Below are 18,621 nucleotides of genomic sequence, written 5' to 3' on the forward strand. Positions count from 1 at the left end.
GCATAGCCTCATTCGTTAAGCAAAGGAGCATTGACATGTCCGCACAGGCGATTTCGGCCGTCAAGCCGCGCAAGGCTGCCAAGCCGGCCAAGGCCGTGAAGGCCAGGAAGAATTCTCGCAACCCGATGGATCAGCTGTCGGTGGGGGAGAAGGTGTTCAACGTCTGCAACACGATCTTCATGGTGTTCATGGCGTTCATCTGCTTCTACCCGTTCTGGTACATCTTCATCAACACGATCTCGAACAACAAGCTCAGCGCCGACGGTGAGGTCCTGTTCTGGCCGAAGGGAATCCACTTCGACAACTACAAGACGATCTTCGAACTGCCTGGCATCGCGAACGCGACCGTGATCTCGGTACTGCGCACCGTGATCGGCACGGTGTTGTGCGTGGCCGTCTCCGCGTTCCTCGGCTTCATGATGACGCAGACCAAGATGGCCCACCGCCAGTTCATCTACCGCTTCTTCGTGGCGACGATGTACGTGAACGCCGGCCTGATCCCGGGCTACATCCTGTTCAACTACCTCGGCCTGCTCGACAACTTCCTCGTCTACGTGATCCCGGGCGCGGTCTCCGCGTTCAACATCGTGCTTGTCAAGACATACGTCGAGTCGTCCATCCCCGCCTCGCTGCAGGAGGCAGCTGAGATCGACGGTGCCGGCACCTGGACCGTGTTCTTCAGGATTGCACTGCCGCTGATGGGCCCGATTCTGGCCACGCTGGCGATCTTCTCCGCCGTCGGCCAGTGGAACAGCTTCATGGACACCGTCCTGTACATCACCAACGACAAGCTGCAGACCCTGCAGTACGTGCTGTACCGCTACCTGTCGCAGGCGCAGGCCATGGCGAACATCATGGCGCAGAACGGCGGCGGCGCTGACATGGCGGCCACCGGCGTGACCACCCAGTCGATCAAGCTGACCGTCACGATGGTCACCGTCCTGCCGATCTTCATCGTCTACCCGTTCATGCAGAAGTACTTCGTCAAGGGCATCACGATCGGCGCGGTTAAGGGCTGAACCGTTATGGGAAGCCCAGTGGGCTTCCCATAGGTTCAGCCTGAGCGAGCCGATAGGCGAGCGAAGGCAGCATTGAGCCTCGCGCGTAGCGCGAGTCCGTAGTTGCAGGCTGAACCGTTAAGCGGACAGTTCGGTGGACTGTTCGTAGGTTCGGCCTGAGCGGAGCCGGTAGGTGAGCGAAGGCGGGATTGAGCCCGAGCGTAGCGAGGTCCGTAATTGCAGGACCGAAGGCGAACCATTAAGCGGAAGCGGACAGTCCCTCACTGTTCACGGCTCCGACTGATTCCCTGCTCAATACATGAGTTTTGATCCCGCCGGCTATACGCCCGGCCGGCGGAATCGACACCCCAGTACAACAAACAATCCGCAGCAATACTGCACACCCAAAACCGTAACTAGTTACTCCCCGCTCAGCGCCGAGCAACTGGTTCCCGGGACCAGCGGCCGGCTACCGCAAACCCCGAACAACAGAACAACACAGCACGTCGCGAGGCCACGGCAGGTCCCGCGCCTGACACCCCCAAAGAAGGAGAATCCCATGAACAAGAAGTACATCGCCCGCATGAGCGCGGCTGCGGCCGCGGCGGCCATGGTCGTCCCGCTGGCCGCCTGCGGAGGCGGCACCGCCGCCGGCAACTCCAACGAGATCACGATCTTCACGCAAGGCGCGACCTACGAGGGCACGCTCGACGGCTACGTCGGCAAGGGCATCAAGGACGCCACCGGCCTGACCGTCAAGGTCACCCCGTCCTCCGTCGGCGGCACCGACCGCTTCCAGACCAAGCTGACCACCGGCAATCTCGGCGACCTCGTCCTCTTCGGCAGCCGCGACGCCTTGAAGCAGGCCATCGACGCCGGCCAGGTTCTTGACCTGAACACCGTCAAGGACAAGCTGCCCAACGTGTTCCGCTTCAAGGACGCGGTGAACCGCATGGACAAGCTCGACTCCGGCAAGGTGTACGCCATCCCGTCCGGCGTGGCCGAGAAGGCCGAACTGTCCAAGGGCGACCCGGTCAACGTGCCGTCCCTGCGCTACGACTACTACAAGGAGCTCGGCTCCCCGGACATCAAGGACTACTGGTCCTACAAGGACGTGGCCGAGGCCATGGCCAAGGCCCACCCGAAGACCGAGAAGGGCGACAACTTCTACGCGCTGAGCCTCTTCGGCGGCTGGGACGGCACCTCCGCCGAGCAGATCCGCTCCATCGCCTACGCGAACGGCTGGACCAGCAACGACGGCGTCAACGGCTACACGTTCATCAACATGGACCCGGTCAACAAGAAGGTCCAGGACCTGCTCGAGGACGACAGCCTCTACCTGCAGGGCCTCAAGTGGGCCAACTCCATCTACCAGGACGGCATGCTCGACCCGGATTCCGCCACCCAGACCTGGGATGACTACCTCAAGAAGGCCGAGAAGGGCCAGTCCGCGATGTGGATCTACGGCTACATGGGCAACCTGAACTTCAACCCGGTCAACAAGGATCTGACCGCCCAGAAGAAGGGCTATGAGCGCATCTCCAACGACTCGATGAACGTCGTCGAGAACGTCTCCACCATCGGCGGCACCGAGGGCTGGTTCTGGGGCGTCGCCAAGAACGCCAAGAACCAGGCCGGCGCGCTCAAGTTCCTCAACTACATGTACGGCGACGAGGGCTCCTTCACCTTCGAGAACGGCCCGGAGGGCGTGCTGTGGAAGATGAACGCCGATGGCAAGCCCGAACTCACCGACCTCGGCAAGGGCGACTGGTCCGCCAACGTGCCCGACAGCCTCGGCGGCGGCCATGTCAACGAGACCTTCAAGGCCCGCGTCAACGGCCCGACCGTGAGCGTCAACGCCGTCAACCCGAAGTACAACTCCGTGTCCGTCTACAACCAGTGGGACACCTACCTGACCGACAACGCCAGCGAGCTCGACAAGGAATGGTCCGCCGACCACGACGGCGCCCTGAACATGAAGGCCGCCATGGTCAAGGACAAGACGGTCACCGCCTTCCCGGCCAAGGACGTCTCCCAGATGGAGTGGAGCAAGGAGGACCAGGTGGTCGTCAGCCAGGTCGGCGACGTCATCAAGCAGTACTCCTGGAAGATGATCTACGCCAAGGACAGCGCCGAGTTCAACAGCCTCGAGAAGGAAATGGTCAAGAAGGCCAAGGCCCTTGGCTACGACAAGCTCGTCAAGTTCGAGACCAAGTTCGCGCAGGAATACTTCGACGCCGAGTGATGATCGGCCGAACGACCGACATCCGGTAGCCGAACGGCTCCCCGTTCCCGCCTCACGGGGAAGGGGAGCCTTCCCCATATCACACCACATCATCCATCGGCCCGCCGGCCCGCCCGGTCGCGCAGCCGACAACCCACGCCAAGGAGCATCATCATGAACAAGCAGGCGGTCGCCCAGAAAGTCTATGAGATCACGCTGCTGATCTCGCGTCTCGCACTGATGAACCTCATGTGGATCGCGTTCACGATCCTCGGCGGCGTCGTGTACGGCATCGTGCCGGCCACCGTCGCCATCGTCGGCGTGTTCCGCTCCTACGAGCGCGAGGGCGACGCGTTCCGCTGGTCGGCGCGCGCATGGCAGCTGTACAAGGCCGCGCTGCGCCGCTTCTGGCTCGTCTCGTTCCTGTTCGTCGCCGTCTGCGTCAGCCTGACGCTCAGCCTGTGGGTGCTCAAGTACCAGAACGGTCCGTGGATCGTGCCGTTGGTCGCGCTCGTCTACGTCGTCGCGCTCGCGCTGCCGTATCTGGCCGCGAACGAGGCGAACTTCGAACTGACGATCCCGCAGTTGGTCAAGAACTCGCTGCTGCTGCCGGCCATGTGGACGCTCACGTCGGTCAAGATCCTCGCCGTGGAGGCGATCACGGTGGTGCTGTGCGTGTTGCTGCCCGGCCTGATCCCGGTCATGTGCGCGAGCGTGCCGCTGTTCGTCGTCTCCGCGATCATCACGGCCCGCTGGAACAAGCAGCTGCGACTGCTCGGCAAGGACGAGCTGCCGATCGCCGACGAACAGCGCGCGGACGGCGGTGCGGGATCGCACGACGCGACGTGGTCCGGCGACGGCCGTGCGTCGATGGTCGCGGCCGCGACGGGCGCGCGCTGATCCGCAACGACACGCAACGATACGTAAATCATTGGTAACTGAAAGAAGAGAGGACCATGACTGACACCACATACGCGGTGCTCGTGCACGGCTGGGCGGGCTCGCCGCGCGTCTGGGACAGCGTCGACTGGCCCGACGACTGGAACGTGCACGCCTACACGCTGCCCGGCCACGGCGACCGCCGCGACGAAGGCCCATGGACGATCCCGTCCGCGGCCGAGGATCTCGCCGACTATATCCGCCGCACGGTTCCGGCCGGCAAGCAGGCGCTGCTCATCGCGCATTCGATGGGCGGGCAGCTTTCGCTCGCCGTGCACGCGAACCATCCCGAACTCGTCGCCGGCGAGGTCGTCATCGACCCCGCGTACGGCGCGATGGGCGAGGAGGCGACCCGCGCGTTCCACGAGCGCTTCCTCGACCGTATGGGCGATGACCCGACCAAGGCCGTGCTCGATTTCATCGAAAGCGCGCACTCGTCGTGCATCCCCGACGACGTGTGGAGCGGTGTGCTCGGCGACGTGCGCCGCACCAATCCGCAGGCGCTCGTCGACTACTACGTGTCCGAATACCTCGCGCCCGGCGCGTTCGGCATCTGCGACACGACGGTACCGGTCGCGCGCCGGCGCACCAAGCCGACGTTCGGCATCTACCCGGGCGTCGAACGCGCGCGGTTCGAGCAGTTCTGCGGCACGTTCGACGTGACCGTGTGGAGCGGCGGCCACCGGCACTTCCTCTTCCTCGAGGATCCGCGCCGCTTCCGCGACGAGGTCGTCGGCTGGGCGCTTTCGCGCAAACTGTACGTGCCGAATCCCGCGCATCTGACCACGATCGCGGCCTGAACGGACGGTCCGGCCGCGCGGTCCGGTCGCGACTCGCAGCGGTTCGGTGCCGGCAGACCAGCCGCCGTATGCGGCCGCGACCCGCCACCTGCTTTCCTGATTGACCAACGAGGCGATTACCATGTCGAAACCAGTTACGCACACCACGCGAGGCAATGGGAGACGAATCGTGGCCGATCAGATCCAGGGCGGAAGCAGTCAGAACCAGACCGGCGAGGCCGGCAGGACCAAATCCGGACCGGCGAAAACCGGCAATCTCAATATCCGAGACATCGCGAAGGCGGCCGGCGTGTCCGTCGCGTCCGTCTCGCGCGCGCTCAACGGGCAGCCCGGCATCTCCGAGGCGACCCGCGAACGCGTGCAGTCCACCGCCAAGGCGCTCGGCTATGTGCCGAACATCCACGCCAAGGCCCTGACCACGCCACCCAACGCGGTCACGCTCGTCACCTCCGCCATCACCGGCGGCACCTACGCCGACATGATGGCCGCCGTCGACGAGGAGGCCTACCGCCAGCACCTGAACTTCCGCCTGTTCTCCACCCGGTTCAAGGGCATGAGCGGCGACGAGATGGCCAGCCAGCTGCTCGCCCAGCGCTCGCGCATCGTCGTCGTCATGGAGGGCTCCATGTCGGATGACACGTTCTCCGGCATCATCGACCAGTTCGACCAGCAGCCGGAGACCTCGCTCGTCGCGCTCGCAAGGCCCCGTCTCGACTTGCCCGAATCCGTGGCCGTCGTCGACTATGACAACGAGGCCGGCATGGTCGAACTGACCAACTACATGATTTCGCTCGGCCACCGCAAATTCCTGTTCGTCGGCGTGCGCGAGGGCGAACCGGTGTTCACCGCGCGCTATCGGGGATTCCTCGGCGCGCTCGAGGCGGCCGGCATCCCGCACGATCCGTCGCGCGACGTGGCGTACAGCCGCAACCGCGTCGAATCGGCCGGCAACTTCCGTACCGCCTGCAAAGCCGGGCTCGACTGCACGGCGATCGTCGGCGTGACCGATGAGGTCGCGCTCGACGTGATCCTCACGCTCAAGAAGATGGGCAAGCGCGTGCCGTACGACTATTCCGTCGGCGGATTCGACGACATGCCGTACGCGGAGGGCCTGATCGTGCCGCTGACCACCGTGCGCGCGCCGTTCGCCGAAATGGGCGAAATGGCCGTCAAACTGCCGCTGGCCGGCGAAAGCGACATCATTCTGCCCACCCAGCTCGTCGTGCGCGAGTCGGTCATGCCGCCGCGCACCTGATTTTCCCGATCGTCGGCGATCGCCGGCGGTCACCTCGATCCTTACCAAAGGAGCCAATCATCATGCGATATCTTCCGGAACACACCGTGATCGACGTGACGCAATGGGAACGCGCCACCGTGCCCGGCGGCGTCAGATTCACGCATCCGAACCCGAACGGCAAAAGGCTGTGGGATGTGCACGGGTTCTGGGAGACGAACGACCATGCGGCCGACGTGCTCGACTGGTACGGCCTGTGCCTGGCCGCCGACGTGGCCTCGCCCACGCCGGTGACGGTGACGCTCACCTGCTCGCTGTGCCGCAACCCGCGCGAGGAGGCGCTGCCCGAGGTCACGGCGTCCGCGGTGCTCGTGCCGGGCGCGCCCACGTTCGTGCCGTTCGCGCAGTTCTCGTTCGACGAGGGCATGGGCGTGCTGCCCAAGGGCGTGATCGCCGTGACGGTGGCTGTGGATGATGCGGTGGCCGGTGCGTCCGGCGCCGCGATCGAACCGACCGTCGTGCGGTTCGTCGCCGCGCGTGAGCTGCTGCTCGGCTGCGCGGTGCGCGGACGCGCGCTCGTCGCCGACGATCCCGCATCGACCGCATCGTACGACGTGACGTTCGTCAACATGCTCGACGTGCCGCAGACCGTCACCGCAACGGTCAAACGTCACGGCAAGGAGGTCCTTACGACCGCACTCGCCGACGTGACGGACGCGGCGACACTCCGCGAAAACGACAGGGCCGGATTGCCGGCCGTCAGCGGCAAGGCGAAAACCGCCGTCGATCCGGCCGAGTCGGCCGCTGCAGCCGACGAATCGACGCCGGCGGCCGAGACCGATACGTCCGTGGCCGCCGAGTCCGCGGCAGGCACGCTCGTCGTCACGCTCCATCCGCACGAACGCCGCATCGTGCGCCTGACCGTGCACTCGTCCGAACGACTCGCGCCGTACGGTCACGAGGACCAGCTACTCGTCGTCACGAGCGCGAGCGGCGAATCGCAGACCATGCGGTTCGTCACCGTCAACCATTCCGACGACTACCGCACCACGCTCACGCACGCCGACATCGACGGCATCACACACAAGATCGCGACGCAGGATTGGGCCAAGGCCGCGTATCAGCGGCGCTACGAGCAGGCCGAACGCTGGGTCGTGCCCGCCGTCGACCCGGCCGCCGACCATCTGTTCCAGACGCGCAACTCCGACGAGGCGTACAACTGCGTGCTCATCACGCTCATCAGCGGCGAGCGCCGGTTCGCGGAGAAATCCGCGCGATTCCTGCGCGAGATGATCGCACCCGACGGCTACTTCCGCACCATCAAGGGCGGCAGCCAGGAGCTCGTGCACGAAGGCGAGTTCTTCAAGTTCATCGCGTTCACCGTCGACCACATGCGCGGGCTCGGCCTGCTCTCGGCCGACGAGGAGGCGCGCGTGCACGAGTGCTTCCGTACGTTCATGGAGATCATCCGCTGCGAGATGATGAAGGGCAAGCTGTCGAACTGGCAGCTGTGCGAACTGCAGGGCTGCATCGAATGCGCGGCCGAGATGCAGGACATCGAGGCGATGGACTACTTCATGCACTGCGACGGCGGCATCCTCGACCACCTCTCCCGCGGCGTGCTCGACGATGGCTGGTGGTACGAGTCCGCGATCGGCTACAACTATCTGGCGATGGGCACGTTCCTGCAGCTCATCACCACGGTCGACAAATGGGGATTCGACCTGCGCGACGTGCAGGTGCCCGCCAGCTACGGCCGATTCAGCGCATACGATGACCCGATGCTGCCCGCATCCGACCGCATCGACGGTCTGACCACCGAAATCTGGGGCACATTCGAGCACAACACGCGCTCCGTCAAGCAGCTCGTGGACTCCCTGACGCCGTTCTTCAGCCACGACGGCGTGATCTTCGGCATGAACGACTCCACCGAGGACCGCGCGCCCGCCTACCAGCTCATGGACCCGCGCTACGACCTCGCCTACCGCATCTACCGCGAGCCGTCGCTGCTGCCGCTGCTCGCCACCGTGCCGCCGGAACAGCGCGACCTGTGGTACGGCGTCGACGAGCTGCCGGCCGTGGACTCCGCCGCGCTGGAGGCGTTCGGGCGATCCGTGACGGCTCCGGTGGCGGGCATCACGATGCTGCGCTCGCAGGCTTCTGGACGTGATCTGGACGAGCAGTATCAGGTGACGGTGAAGACCGGCGTGCTGGGCGGCGCGCATGGGCACTACGATCGGCTTGCGCTCAATTCGATCCGCCGGTTTGGCAAGAACTTCTATAATCCGGAGAACGTGTGGTATTCGTATCACACGTTCATGTACAAGTTCTACGTGCAGAATTCGATCACGCACAATATGGCGTTGGTGGATTTGAAGCAGCAGGATCCGACGGGCGCGAGGCTGCTGCAGTTCCGGTCGGATAAGGATCTGCAGGTGGCGGTGCACGAGATCGTCACGCGCTGGTGCAACCCGCCGTACGGCGGCTGGGTGGTCACGCCGGGCGCCGACTTCGCCGAACAGGCGTGGATCGAGGGGCGTTCGGTCGCGTTGCCGGGCGGCGGTGACGAGGCTGACGGCGGTGCCGGTGCTGGTGCTGCTGGTGCTGCCGGTGCGGCTGGTGAGACTGGCGAGTCCGGTGCGGACGGCACGCATGCCGGCTCTGCGGTTACGCCGAAGTACGCGTCGCGCAGCGGCTACACCGAGCCGATCACGCAGCGTCGCGCCACGCTGGTGACCGACGACTACATCGTGCTCGTCGACTATCTGGAAGGTACCGCGGAACATCAGTACGACGTGCTCATGCACGTCAACGGCCTGCGTTCGATCACCGGCGAACACGGAGGAGCGCTCGCGTATCCGTGCGCGGATCCGACCGACCGCGACCACTTCGCGTACTCGACCGGCGGAGTCGCGGCGGACGGGTCGACCGTCGGTTCGGACGATGCGAGCGTGTCGACGGACGCCGGCGAGCGCGGTCCGGTCGACGGTGTGACGCCCGACCTCACGTACCGCGGCGTTACGCCGAAACTTGACCCGTCGCCGCTGTCCAGCGGACAGTTCATCACCGACTGCCACGTCTTCGACGCTCGCGGCACGGTCAAGACGTCGTTCGCGGTCGACATGACCGAATTCAACGGCGGCAAGTGGATGACGAACACGCGCTCCAACCACAACGCGCCCGGCATCATGCACATGGACGTCTGGTCCGTCGCGCCGACTTCTCGACAGATCGTCGTCGGCTGCGATCCCGAGTACTACCAGATCCAGCAAAAACTGCACTATGCGGTGTTCGCCGGCGACGTCGACGGCTCGTTCGTCAAGCCGGCGTCCGTGGCCGGGCTGGACGCGTCGGCCGCGGCCATTGACGTTCCGGAAACCGCTTCGACGCTCGTGCTGGCCGACGACGCGTTCACGCCCGACCGGTACGTGGGTGTGCAGCCGCTCGCCTCGGGCAAGTTCGGCGCGTGGATCTTCGGCTCCGGCGACATCGACGTGGCGGTTCCCGCCGACGCGAAGTCGCTGACGCTGCAAGCCGTGAGCGACGAATCGTTCGTGGCCGAGGAGAACGAGCACTGGCCGCCGGTCCCGTCGCTGTTCTGGGGCGACGGTGCGATCGAATGCGCCGACGGCACGCGCGTGCCGATCCGCGACCTGCCGTACACGGTCGAGAACACCGTGCCCGTGCCGACCGACGACCGCGACTACGAAGGCGGTCCGGTCAAGATCGACGCGCGCCGCATGGCGACCAGCATCCCGGCATCGCCGGCCGACGCGTCCCACCCGGCAGTCGTGCACGTCGATCTGACCTCCGAACTCGTCGCGGCGCACGGCGGCGCGGTCCGCTTCACCGCGACCGTCGGCGCCGACTATCCGATCGGCGACGAACGCGACCGTCGCCGCACGCTCGACATCCGCACGCACGGCCGCACCGGCAGCTTCGTCACCGTCATCGAACAGCACGACGGCACGCCGCAGGTGCGCTCCGTGCGCGAGATTCCGACCGACGACGGACGCGGCGGCGTGATTGCCGTTGAGCTGGCGGACGGACGCACCCAGCGCATCACCGTGTCCGACATGACCCTCTCCGACGCCGACATCAGCATCGCCTGATTGTCCTGATACTCCTGACGGTTGCCAAACGGCCGAAACCGAGTCCCTTGCACCACGTGTGGGTTCGGTTTCGGCCGTTTGCCGTTCGGAACGGCCTCATGACGTCCGCACACGGATGCCGGGGCGTCGTGTCGCGCGGTTCTGGGCTTCCGCTAGACTTGATGCACCCGACCTGGCCGGCGATGCCCGTTACGGGCCGCCGCAGTCGGGCGCGGTATCGGGCGGATAGAGAGGCACGACGATGGCGAACGGCAGCGCACGTACACATTCCGACGGCAAGAAGGCATCGCCGGCATCGTCCCGGTCATCGAAGACGGCCGTTGCCGTCGCGATCGGACTGGTCACCTCGCTGTTCTTCGTGTGGGGCCTGACCATGAACCTCGTCAACGCCCTGAACACGCCGATCGGCAACTACATGCAGCTCAGCAGCGCCCAGTCATCGCTGCTGCAGGTGGCCTACTACAGCGCGTACTTCGTCATGGCGATCCCCGCCGGTCTCATCGCGCGGCGGTTCGGCTACAAGGGCGGCATCATCTGCGGCCTCGCCCTGTTCGTGATCGGCTCGTTCATCGTCGCGCCGGCCACGAGCACATCCAGCTACATCCTGTTCCTGCTGGCCATGTTCGTCGTCGCGCTGGGCGCGGCCTCGCTCGAGGCGAACTGCAACCCGTACATCACCAAGCTCGGCGACGAGAAGGGCGAATCGTTCCGTCTGAATCTCGCGCAGAGCTTCAACGGCATCGGCACCGTCGTCGGCCCGCTCATCCTCGGCCGGATCCTGTCGGATACCGTCGCGCCCGGCGAACCGGGATTCGACGCGGCGAAGACCAAGTTCCTCTCCGACACGCGCGGCATCTACATGACCATCGGCATCGCGCTCGCCGTGCTGCTGATCATCTTCGTGGCCGTCAAGCTGCCGACGCCGCCCGGCGACGACGATGCGGCCGACGATTCGGGCACAGGTGCGGCGTCGGGTGCGGCTCAGGGCAGCGGATCGTTTGCCAATCTGCTGCACCGCCCGTATTTCACTCTGGGCGTGCTCGCGCAGTTCATGTTCCTCGGCATCCAGACCGGCGGCATGGCCATGTTCGCCGCCTACGCGCTCAAGCATTGGGGCGAGGGCATCACGACCGGCCTCGCCACCACGCTGCTGTCGGTCATGGCGCTGCTGTTCACGCTCGGCCGGTTCATCACCACGCCGCTCATGGCCCGGTTCGATCCGGCGAAGATCCTCGGCTGGTACATGCTGGCCGGCGCGGCGCTGATGATCGTCGTGTTCCTTGGCCTGGGACGCGTGTCCGTGATCGCGCTGCTCGTCTCGTTCCTGTTCGTCTCGATCGGCTATCCGACGATCTTCTCGCTGACTCTGCGCGGCGCGACCGGTGCGGCCGCGAAGACCGGCTCGTCGATCGTCGTGATGAGTATCGTCGGCGGCGCGGTGATCCCGTTCGTGCTCGGCATGATTCAGGATGCGGCCGGCATCGAGATGGCCATGCTCGCGATGGTGCCGCTGTTCCTGTATGACGCGTGGTACGCGTTCTTCGGCTCGCGCATCGGGCGGGACTGACTGTCCGGGACTGGATGTTGTCGCGCCGGCGGTCGTGACCGTCTTGGGCGAACGGCTCAGTCTTTCGGCCATGCTGACATGTCGTTGCGTGTCATTGTGTGTCGTTGCGGTCCGAGGCGAACGGTTCGTCGCCGTGGACCGCAATCCTGGACAATCCGGTTGCCCCTGTTGATGTCCGCTTGGCCGGGTTGCTGGCCTTGGCTCGGCCGGTGCGTGTCTGATTACCGGCCATTTAGGTAAGCGCTTGCTGTTAGGTTGATCACATATTAGATGAACTGCTTATTAAATTGGTTTCTTGTATGGTAAGCGCTTACCGAACTGTGGTATAGTGAGAGTCAGGTTGCACAAAGCGTCCGTGTTTCCCCGGTCGCTGACGACGATCCGGCGAAACGATGCCCGAGTCCAAGTGCTCGCGGCACACACGGATCGCACAGGGGAGGAAAGGAACGGACGTGCCATATCTTGCCAAGCGAATCACCTGCTTTCTCGTCGGCATCGCCATCGAATCGTTCGGCATCGCACTCATCACGAAAAGCGATCTCGGCACCTCGCCGATCTCGGGCATCGCGTGGGTGACGACGCTGCGCTTCCCCCAGATCAGCTTCGGCGTCACGACCTTCGCGGTCAACGTGGCGTTTCTTGTCATCGAGATCGCCCTGCTGCGTCGCGATTTCCATCCCGTCCAGTATCTGCAGCTGGCGGTCACGTTCTGGTTCGCGGGCACGCTGGACGTGAGCATGCGTCTGCTCGCATGGTTCGTGCCGGATACGTGGTGGAGCCAAGGCGTCGGATTGCTGCTCGGCTGCGTGATCCTGGCGCTCGGCATCTGCATGGAGGTCGCGCCCGGACTCATCATGGTGCCCGGCGAGGGCGTGGTGAACGCCTTCGCGACCGTGACCAAGGTGCGGTTCGGCACGGTCAAGGTCTGCTTCGACGTCTCGCTGGTCATCATCGCCGGCATCATGTCGTTCGTGTTCTTCGGCCGCATCGACGGCCTTGGCGTCGGCACGGTCGTGGCCGCGGTCATCACCGGTCAGATCGTCAATCTGATCAACTGTTTCTGCCGGTTCGTCCCGGCAAAGCCACGCCTAACCGTCCGCCCTGCTGTCGTGAGTGAGCGGTCGTGAGTGAGCGGCAGTGAACGAGCGGTCGTGAGTGGTCTTGGGCGAGCGGTCCTGAACGAGCGGTCCTGAACGAGCGGCCGTGCGGTCGTAAACGGTCTTGGGCGGCGCGATTGCCGCCGCTCTCGCCACAAGTTTTGTCGCCATGCCGATCCAAGCGGTTCTCTCCTTGTGCGGGACGCGCATGCAAGACGTGGCAAACTGTCGGAAAGCGCTTTCGATCGATGTACAATCAATCGGCGAAGTGATTGGCCAAGTTTGAACGTTTGAACGCTGAGGTGCGTGAACATCATCGAAGGAGCGTCGTATGGCACAGGAGTCGGTGCACATGTCGGGCATGGCGGAAACCCGGCGGGGAGACAAGCCGTTCGTCGTATTCTCGTTCCGTCCCGCCGATCTGATCGACAAGATCATGGGACGCGACGCATGGCATGAACTCGGCGCCGTCGCCGACTGGGATCGCGACGAAACCGGTCGTCCGGTCGTCGTCGAGGACTTCCACGACCCAGCGAACGCCGAACGCATCGCCCGCGCCGACTACATCATCACCGGCTGGGGCGGCGAGAAGCTGATCGACGAGGCCGTGCTCGACGCCATGCCGAACCTCAAGGCCATCTTCGCCGCCAGCGGCGCAGCGTCCCGCATCTTCACCGACGACACGGCCGCACGCGCCGCCAAGTCGCGCGGCATCGAACTGTCGAACTCCGGCTATATCAACGGACTGCCGGTCGCCGAATACTGCTTCGCGAACATCCTGCTCGCCAACAAGCAGTTCTTCCGCGCCGAACGCATGTACCACGAGCAGCGCGGCTGGGGTGCGTGGGTCGATGTGCAGAGCGTGTTCGAGCACGTCGGCAACTACGAGAAAACGGTCGGACTCGTGTGCGCATCGTCGCGCATCGGCCGTCGGCTTATGGCCATGCTGCAGATGACCCGGCTCGACGTGCTCGCGTACGCGATCGACATGTCCGCCGACGAGGCGGCGTCGTACGGCGCGACCAAGGCCGACCTTGACACGCTGCTCGCGCAGTCGGACATCGTTTCGCTGCACGCTCCTGACATTCCGCCCCTGCGTGGCATGATCGGCGCGCGCGAACTCGCGCTGATGAAGGACGGCGCGACGCTGCTCAACTCGGCGCGCGGCCGCGTCGTCGACCACGATGCGCTGATCGCGGAACTCAAGACGGGCCGCATCAACGCGATCCTCGACGTGACCTGGCCCGAGCCGCTGCCGAGCGACTCGCCGCTGTGGGACATGCCGAACGTGATCCTCACCCCGCACATCGCCGGATCGACCGGTTCGGAGCTGCATGCGATGGGGTTGAACGTGGCCGAGGAGCTTGCACGTGCCGCCGCGGGGCGTCCGCTCAGGTACCGCGAGGAGTACTGATCCGCTATCCGCGGTCTGCGAGGCGTTGCATGCGCGTCCGAACGCTCGCTCGGGTGCCGCGAGGAGCGCTGAGGGGTGTAGGGGAGCGCGCTGCGGGTGCTGTGCAATGCCGCCGGCGGGCTTGATGTCGAATATCGGGGGTTGGGTCACGCGATGGAAGAATGGGGGATTTTTCCATCGCGTGACTGGCTGTTTGTTCATACGATGGATTGAATCGTGCCGATTCCATCGCGTGACCTCGAAACTCGCGTAAGGGGGGTCACGGGATGGAAAAACGAGCGGTTCTGCCATCGCGTGAGCAAGCGGTCGGTCACGCGATGGCGTCACGGGTGGTATTTGCCATCGCGTGACCTGGAAACTGCTTTTCAAGCCCTGTTGACGAGGTCACGGGATGGATTGAAACGGGTCAATTCCATCGCGTGATCTGGGTTGTGATCACGCGATGGCAAAACCGGTCGAAATGCCATCGCGTGACCTCGGGCCTTCGAATGCCGAGTTGCGCGGTGGATTGTAGTGCCCGGTACTGTTGCGTGGACGTATGGGTCGGCGTCGACCGGTCGCGCTTTCGCTCGGCGTGTTGCGATATTGACGGAAAGGGATTTCCGCGTTATATTCATAGCGTTATGAAATTCATAACGCTATGAATTTCATAACGCTAAGAAACGTCGTCCGCCAGAGCTGGCGGGCGAGTATGGGAAAGGCACATGATGAAGCCAATGAAGTCGGTCAAGCGGATCACCGCCGTCGTCGCATCCGCCGCCTGCCTGCTGGGAGCCGCGGCCTGCGGCAACACGTCGTCCAACGATTCGTCCGCATCGTCCTCCACGTCGAACGGACCCGTCGAGATCGAGGCGTGGGGCTGGGACAAGAACGCGCACATCGCCATCGACAAGTTTAACAAGTCGCAGAACGAGGTCAAGGTCAAGTACGTGCTGCAGGCGTCCAACACCGCCACCCAGCAGAACTTCCGCAACGCGTTCGAGGCCAAGAGCAAGCTGCCCGACTTCGTGCAGGGCTTCGCGCCGCTGACCACCAACGTGTCCAACGGCTGGGCCGAGGACATCACCGACGCCATCCAGCCGCTGCTGCCGAAGTACACCGACGCGGCCAAGGCCAACGCCTCCCTCGACGGCAAGTACTACGGCCTGCCGGGAGTGGCCGACGGCACCTACGCCATCTTCAACACCGACGTGCTCGCCAAGTACGGCGTCGACGCCCCGAAGACGTGGGACGACGTGATCGCGCTCGGCGAGAAGATGAAGGCCGACGGCGGCACCGTGATGAACCTGGCCGGCGAGGATCCGTCCGGCTTCATGCAGATCGCGCAGGCGGCCGGCGCCAAGTGGTTCTCCATCGATGGCGACAACTGGGTCGTGAACATGCAGGACGAGGGCACCGACAAGGCCGTCGACATCATCCAGACGCTCATCGACGGCGACATGGTCTCGCACCAGACCTACCAGGACAAGCCCGCCCTGTACAACTACTTCGATTCCGGCAAGCTCGGCATGACCACGCTGGCCTACTGGTCGAGCACCGGCTACAAGACCAACATGCCGAACACCTCCGGCAAGTGGGAGGCGGGCAACTTCCCGCAGGTCGTGGCCGGCAAGGACAACGTGCCGGGCATCATCAGCCAGGTCGCGTTCATCCCGAAGGGCACCAGCAAGGAGCACCAGGAAGCCGTGATCAAGTGGATCAACTGGCAGAACACCCCCGAAGGCTACGAGGCCGGCCGCGACCCCGACACCAACACCCTCGGCGTGCCGGCGGGCCGCACCGACAAGGCCAACCTCGACGTCGAGAAGTACATCGACGAGGCCATCCCGGACAAGTTCTACAGCAACGACGACGAGGCCAAGAAGGTCATCCTCAACGCGGCGCAGAACGCCATGGGCGGCTTCGATCTCGGCCCGGACTACGACGCGTGGTTCCCGGAGCTGCAGGACCAGTGGGGCAAGGCCGTGGCCAAGCAGATCACGCTCAAGGACGCGATCAAGAACGTCCAGAAGTTCATCGTCAACGACCTCAAGGACAAGGGCATCAACGTCAAGGAAGGCTGACGCCCGTCCCGATACGCGAGTCCCTGCACAATGACATGTCCGCCGCCGCGCGCCCGTCGCGGCCCAAACGGCCAGGAGGGCGCACGCCCTGCGGCGGCGGACCATTCGTTTTCCGGGTTTCCCGGTTTCCGATTTCAACAAAAGAAGGTTTGTCATGGCTGACAGCACAGTGGCCGCGCCCAGCGGCGGCCCGGGCGCCCGGCACGTCCCGTGGCGCATCCTGCAGGCCGCAAAGGGCGCGTCGTTCGTCGTCCCGTTCTTCTGCGGCTTCGTGTTCTTCGTGATCACCCCGATCATCATGTCGTTCCGCGTGGTGGCGTACAACAAGCAGAAGTCCGGCCTCGGCCTGGGCGAGGCGAAGGAGACGTTCGTGGGCCTGGCGAACATCGTCAAGGCCGCGGGCGACACCACGTTCTGGGTCGGGTTCGGCCGCGTGGCCCTCTACGGCATCATCATGGTGCCGCTCACCCAGTTCCTGTCGATGTGCATGGCCCTGCTCATCGATTCGGTCAAGGCCAGGACGGCCGGCAAGTTCCGCATCCTGCTGCTCCTGCCGTACATGACCCCGGGCGTGGTGCAGACGATCATCTGGATCTACCTGTACAGCCCGACCACCAGCCCGTTCAAGTGGACCGGCATCAACTTCTTCGATTCGAACCTCGTATGGTTCTCGATGGGCCAGATGGCCGTGTGGGCCGGCCTCGGATTCAACATGCTCATCATGTACGGCTCGCTGCAGTCGATCCCGGGCGAGGTGATCGAGGCGGCGCGTCTGGACGGCGCGTCCGAGGTGCGCATCGCGTTCTCGATCAAGGTGCCGTACATGGTCAGTTCGGTCACGTTCACGACGCTGTTCGCCGTGATCGGCACGCTGCAGCTGTTCGATCAACCGTACTTCTTCCGTTCGATCAGCCCGCAGACGATCACCAAGGACTTCACGCCGGCGATGATGATCTACAACCAGGCGTTCCAGGTGGGCAACATCAACTATGCGACCGCGCTGTCGCTGCTGCTGGCGGCCGTGCTGTGCGTCGCGTCGATCGGCGTGTACGTGCTGCAGGGAAAGGTGAATAAGGTATGAGCGACGTGGCGATTTCCAAGATGTCCGGCAAGGTGTCCGGCCACAAGGCGGAGTCCGGCGGCCACGGCGGCCTCGGCGGCTGGCTGGAGCGCCGCCGCCGCGACCGGTTGGCCGACCAGTCGGGCGAGTCGACCGCGAACCAGGTCAAGGGCACGTCCAAGTGGCTGGTGCTGGGCCTGCTGGTGCTGCTCGCGTTCTACGCGGTGGCGCCCCTGTGGTGGCTGGTCGTGGCCGTCACGAAGTCGACGAGCACGATCTACACGACGAACGGCCTGTGGTTCGCCGGCAAGTTCAACCTGTTCGAGAACCTGCACGACCTGTTCACGTACCAGGACGGCATCTACGCGACATGGCTGTGGAACACGGTGTGGCTGTCCACCGTCACGTCGGCGGGCGCGATGGTGATCACCGTGGCCGCCGGCTACGCGCTGGCCAAGTACCGGTTCTTCGGCAAGCGGCTCGTGATGGGTCTGATCATGGCCTCGTTCATCATCCCCGGCACGCTGCTGACGGTGCCCTCGTTCATCCTGTTCCAGAAGGTCGGCCTGTACGACAACTGGTGGGTAATGATCCTGCCGGCCTGCTTCACGCCGATGGACGCGTATCTGGCGAAGGTGTACGCCGAGGGCGCGGTGCCGGACGAGCTCATGGAGGCCGCCCGCATCGACGGCGCGGGCGAGTACCGGATCTTCACCGAGATCTCGTGGAGGCTGATGGTCACGCCGGCCGCGACGATCTTCCTGCTGCATTTCGTCGGCTCGTGGAACTCGTTCATGTGGCCGATGATCTTCCTCAAGGACTACCACAAGTGGACCGTCATGCTCGGCCTGCAGTCGTGGCTGGCCCGCGGCACGGACTCGCAGTACGACCTGACGATGCTGGTCATCACCGGCGCGTTCATCTCGATGATCCCCGTCGTGATCCTGATGATCGCGATGCAGCGCTACTGGAAGTCCGGCGTCACCGTCGGCAGTCTCAAGTAGCGGTACGACTGAGGTCGGCGCGGCGATCCGACCCGGCCGCATCCGACGCACACCCGGCGAAACGGGAACCAACCGTCCTCCCGCCCTCTCCCTTGCTCGGGCGGGAGGC

12 protein-coding genes are annotated in these 18,621 nt (G+C 64.6%); all 12 read left to right on the forward strand.

All coding sequences use genetic code 11. The features are described 5' to 3' along the window. The first annotated feature begins 35 nt into the window (after positions 1 to 35). The 12 genes from JS533_RS06820 (at position 36) to JS533_RS06875 (ending at position 18,512) form a co-directional block, all read left to right on the forward strand. Entirely contained in the window at positions 36 to 1,019 is a 984-nt protein-coding gene (locus tag JS533_RS06820) for a carbohydrate ABC transporter permease (protein WP_241513689.1), read from the forward strand. A 538-nt stretch (positions 1,020 to 1,557) separates the two neighbouring features. Then, the gene (locus tag JS533_RS06825; protein ID WP_241513690.1) at positions 1,558 to 3,243 is read left to right on the forward strand and encodes an extracellular solute-binding protein; all 1,686 of its coding nucleotides are present in this window, start codon (positions 1,558 to 1,560) and stop codon (positions 3,241 to 3,243) included. 153 nt (positions 3,244 to 3,396) lie between these two features. Then, positions 3,397 to 4,122: a YesL family protein gene (locus tag JS533_RS06830; RefSeq protein WP_241513691.1), complete on the forward strand. Its 726-nt coding sequence runs from the start codon at positions 3,397 to 3,399 to the stop codon at positions 4,120 to 4,122. 56 nt (positions 4,123 to 4,178) lie between these two features. Further along, positions 4,179 to 4,961 (forward strand): alpha/beta fold hydrolase, encoded by a 783-nt coding sequence (locus JS533_RS06835; RefSeq protein ID WP_241513692.1) that lies wholly within the window; start codon positions 4,179 to 4,181, stop codon positions 4,959 to 4,961. A 121-nt stretch (positions 4,962 to 5,082) separates the two neighbouring features. Beyond that, the gene (locus JS533_RS06840; RefSeq protein WP_241513693.1) at positions 5,083 to 6,216 is read left to right on the forward strand and encodes a LacI family DNA-binding transcriptional regulator; all 1,134 of its coding nucleotides are present in this window, start codon (positions 5,083 to 5,085) and stop codon (positions 6,214 to 6,216) included. A gap of 62 nt (positions 6,217 to 6,278) precedes the next feature. Further along, the gene (locus tag JS533_RS06845) at positions 6,279 to 10,307 is read left to right on the forward strand and encodes a hypothetical protein (protein ID WP_241513694.1); all 4,029 of its coding nucleotides are present in this window, start codon (positions 6,279 to 6,281) and stop codon (positions 10,305 to 10,307) included. Positions 10,308 to 10,548: 241 nt separating this feature from the next. Continuing rightward, positions 10,549 to 11,874, forward strand: coding sequence for an MFS transporter (locus JS533_RS06850; RefSeq protein ID WP_241513695.1), 1,326 nt, complete (start codon positions 10,549 to 10,551; stop codon positions 11,872 to 11,874). 452 nt (positions 11,875 to 12,326) lie between these two features. Next, positions 12,327 to 13,001 carry a YczE/YyaS/YitT family protein gene (locus JS533_RS06855; protein WP_241513696.1) on the forward strand — a complete coding sequence of 225 codons (675 nt, stop codon included), beginning with the start codon at positions 12,327 to 12,329 and terminating at the stop codon, positions 12,999 to 13,001. Between the two features lie 301 nt (positions 13,002 to 13,302). Next, the gene (locus tag JS533_RS06860) at positions 13,303 to 14,385 is read left to right on the forward strand and encodes a hydroxyacid dehydrogenase (RefSeq protein ID WP_241513697.1); all 1,083 of its coding nucleotides are present in this window, start codon (positions 13,303 to 13,305) and stop codon (positions 14,383 to 14,385) included. 704 nt (positions 14,386 to 15,089) lie between these two features. Further along, positions 15,090 to 16,448 carry an ABC transporter substrate-binding protein gene (locus tag JS533_RS06865; RefSeq protein ID WP_241513698.1) on the forward strand — a complete coding sequence of 453 codons (1,359 nt, stop codon included), beginning with the start codon at positions 15,090 to 15,092 and terminating at the stop codon, positions 16,446 to 16,448. A 154-nt stretch (positions 16,449 to 16,602) separates the two neighbouring features. Continuing rightward, complete coding sequence (locus tag JS533_RS06870) at positions 16,603 to 17,529, forward strand: carbohydrate ABC transporter permease (RefSeq protein ID WP_241513699.1); 927 nt, start codon at positions 16,603 to 16,605, stop codon at positions 17,527 to 17,529. Continuing rightward, on the forward strand, positions 17,526 to 18,512 hold the full coding sequence (locus JS533_RS06875; protein ID WP_241513700.1) for a carbohydrate ABC transporter permease: 987 nt from the start codon (positions 17,526 to 17,528) through the stop codon (positions 18,510 to 18,512). The genes JS533_RS06870 and JS533_RS06875 overlap by 4 nt, the downstream gene beginning before the upstream one ends. Positions 18,513 to 18,621 lie beyond the last annotated feature (109 nt).

It is taken from the genome of Bifidobacterium amazonense (assembly GCF_018555435.2).
GTDB lineage: Bacteria > Actinomycetota > Actinomycetes > Actinomycetales > Bifidobacteriaceae > Bifidobacterium > Bifidobacterium amazonense.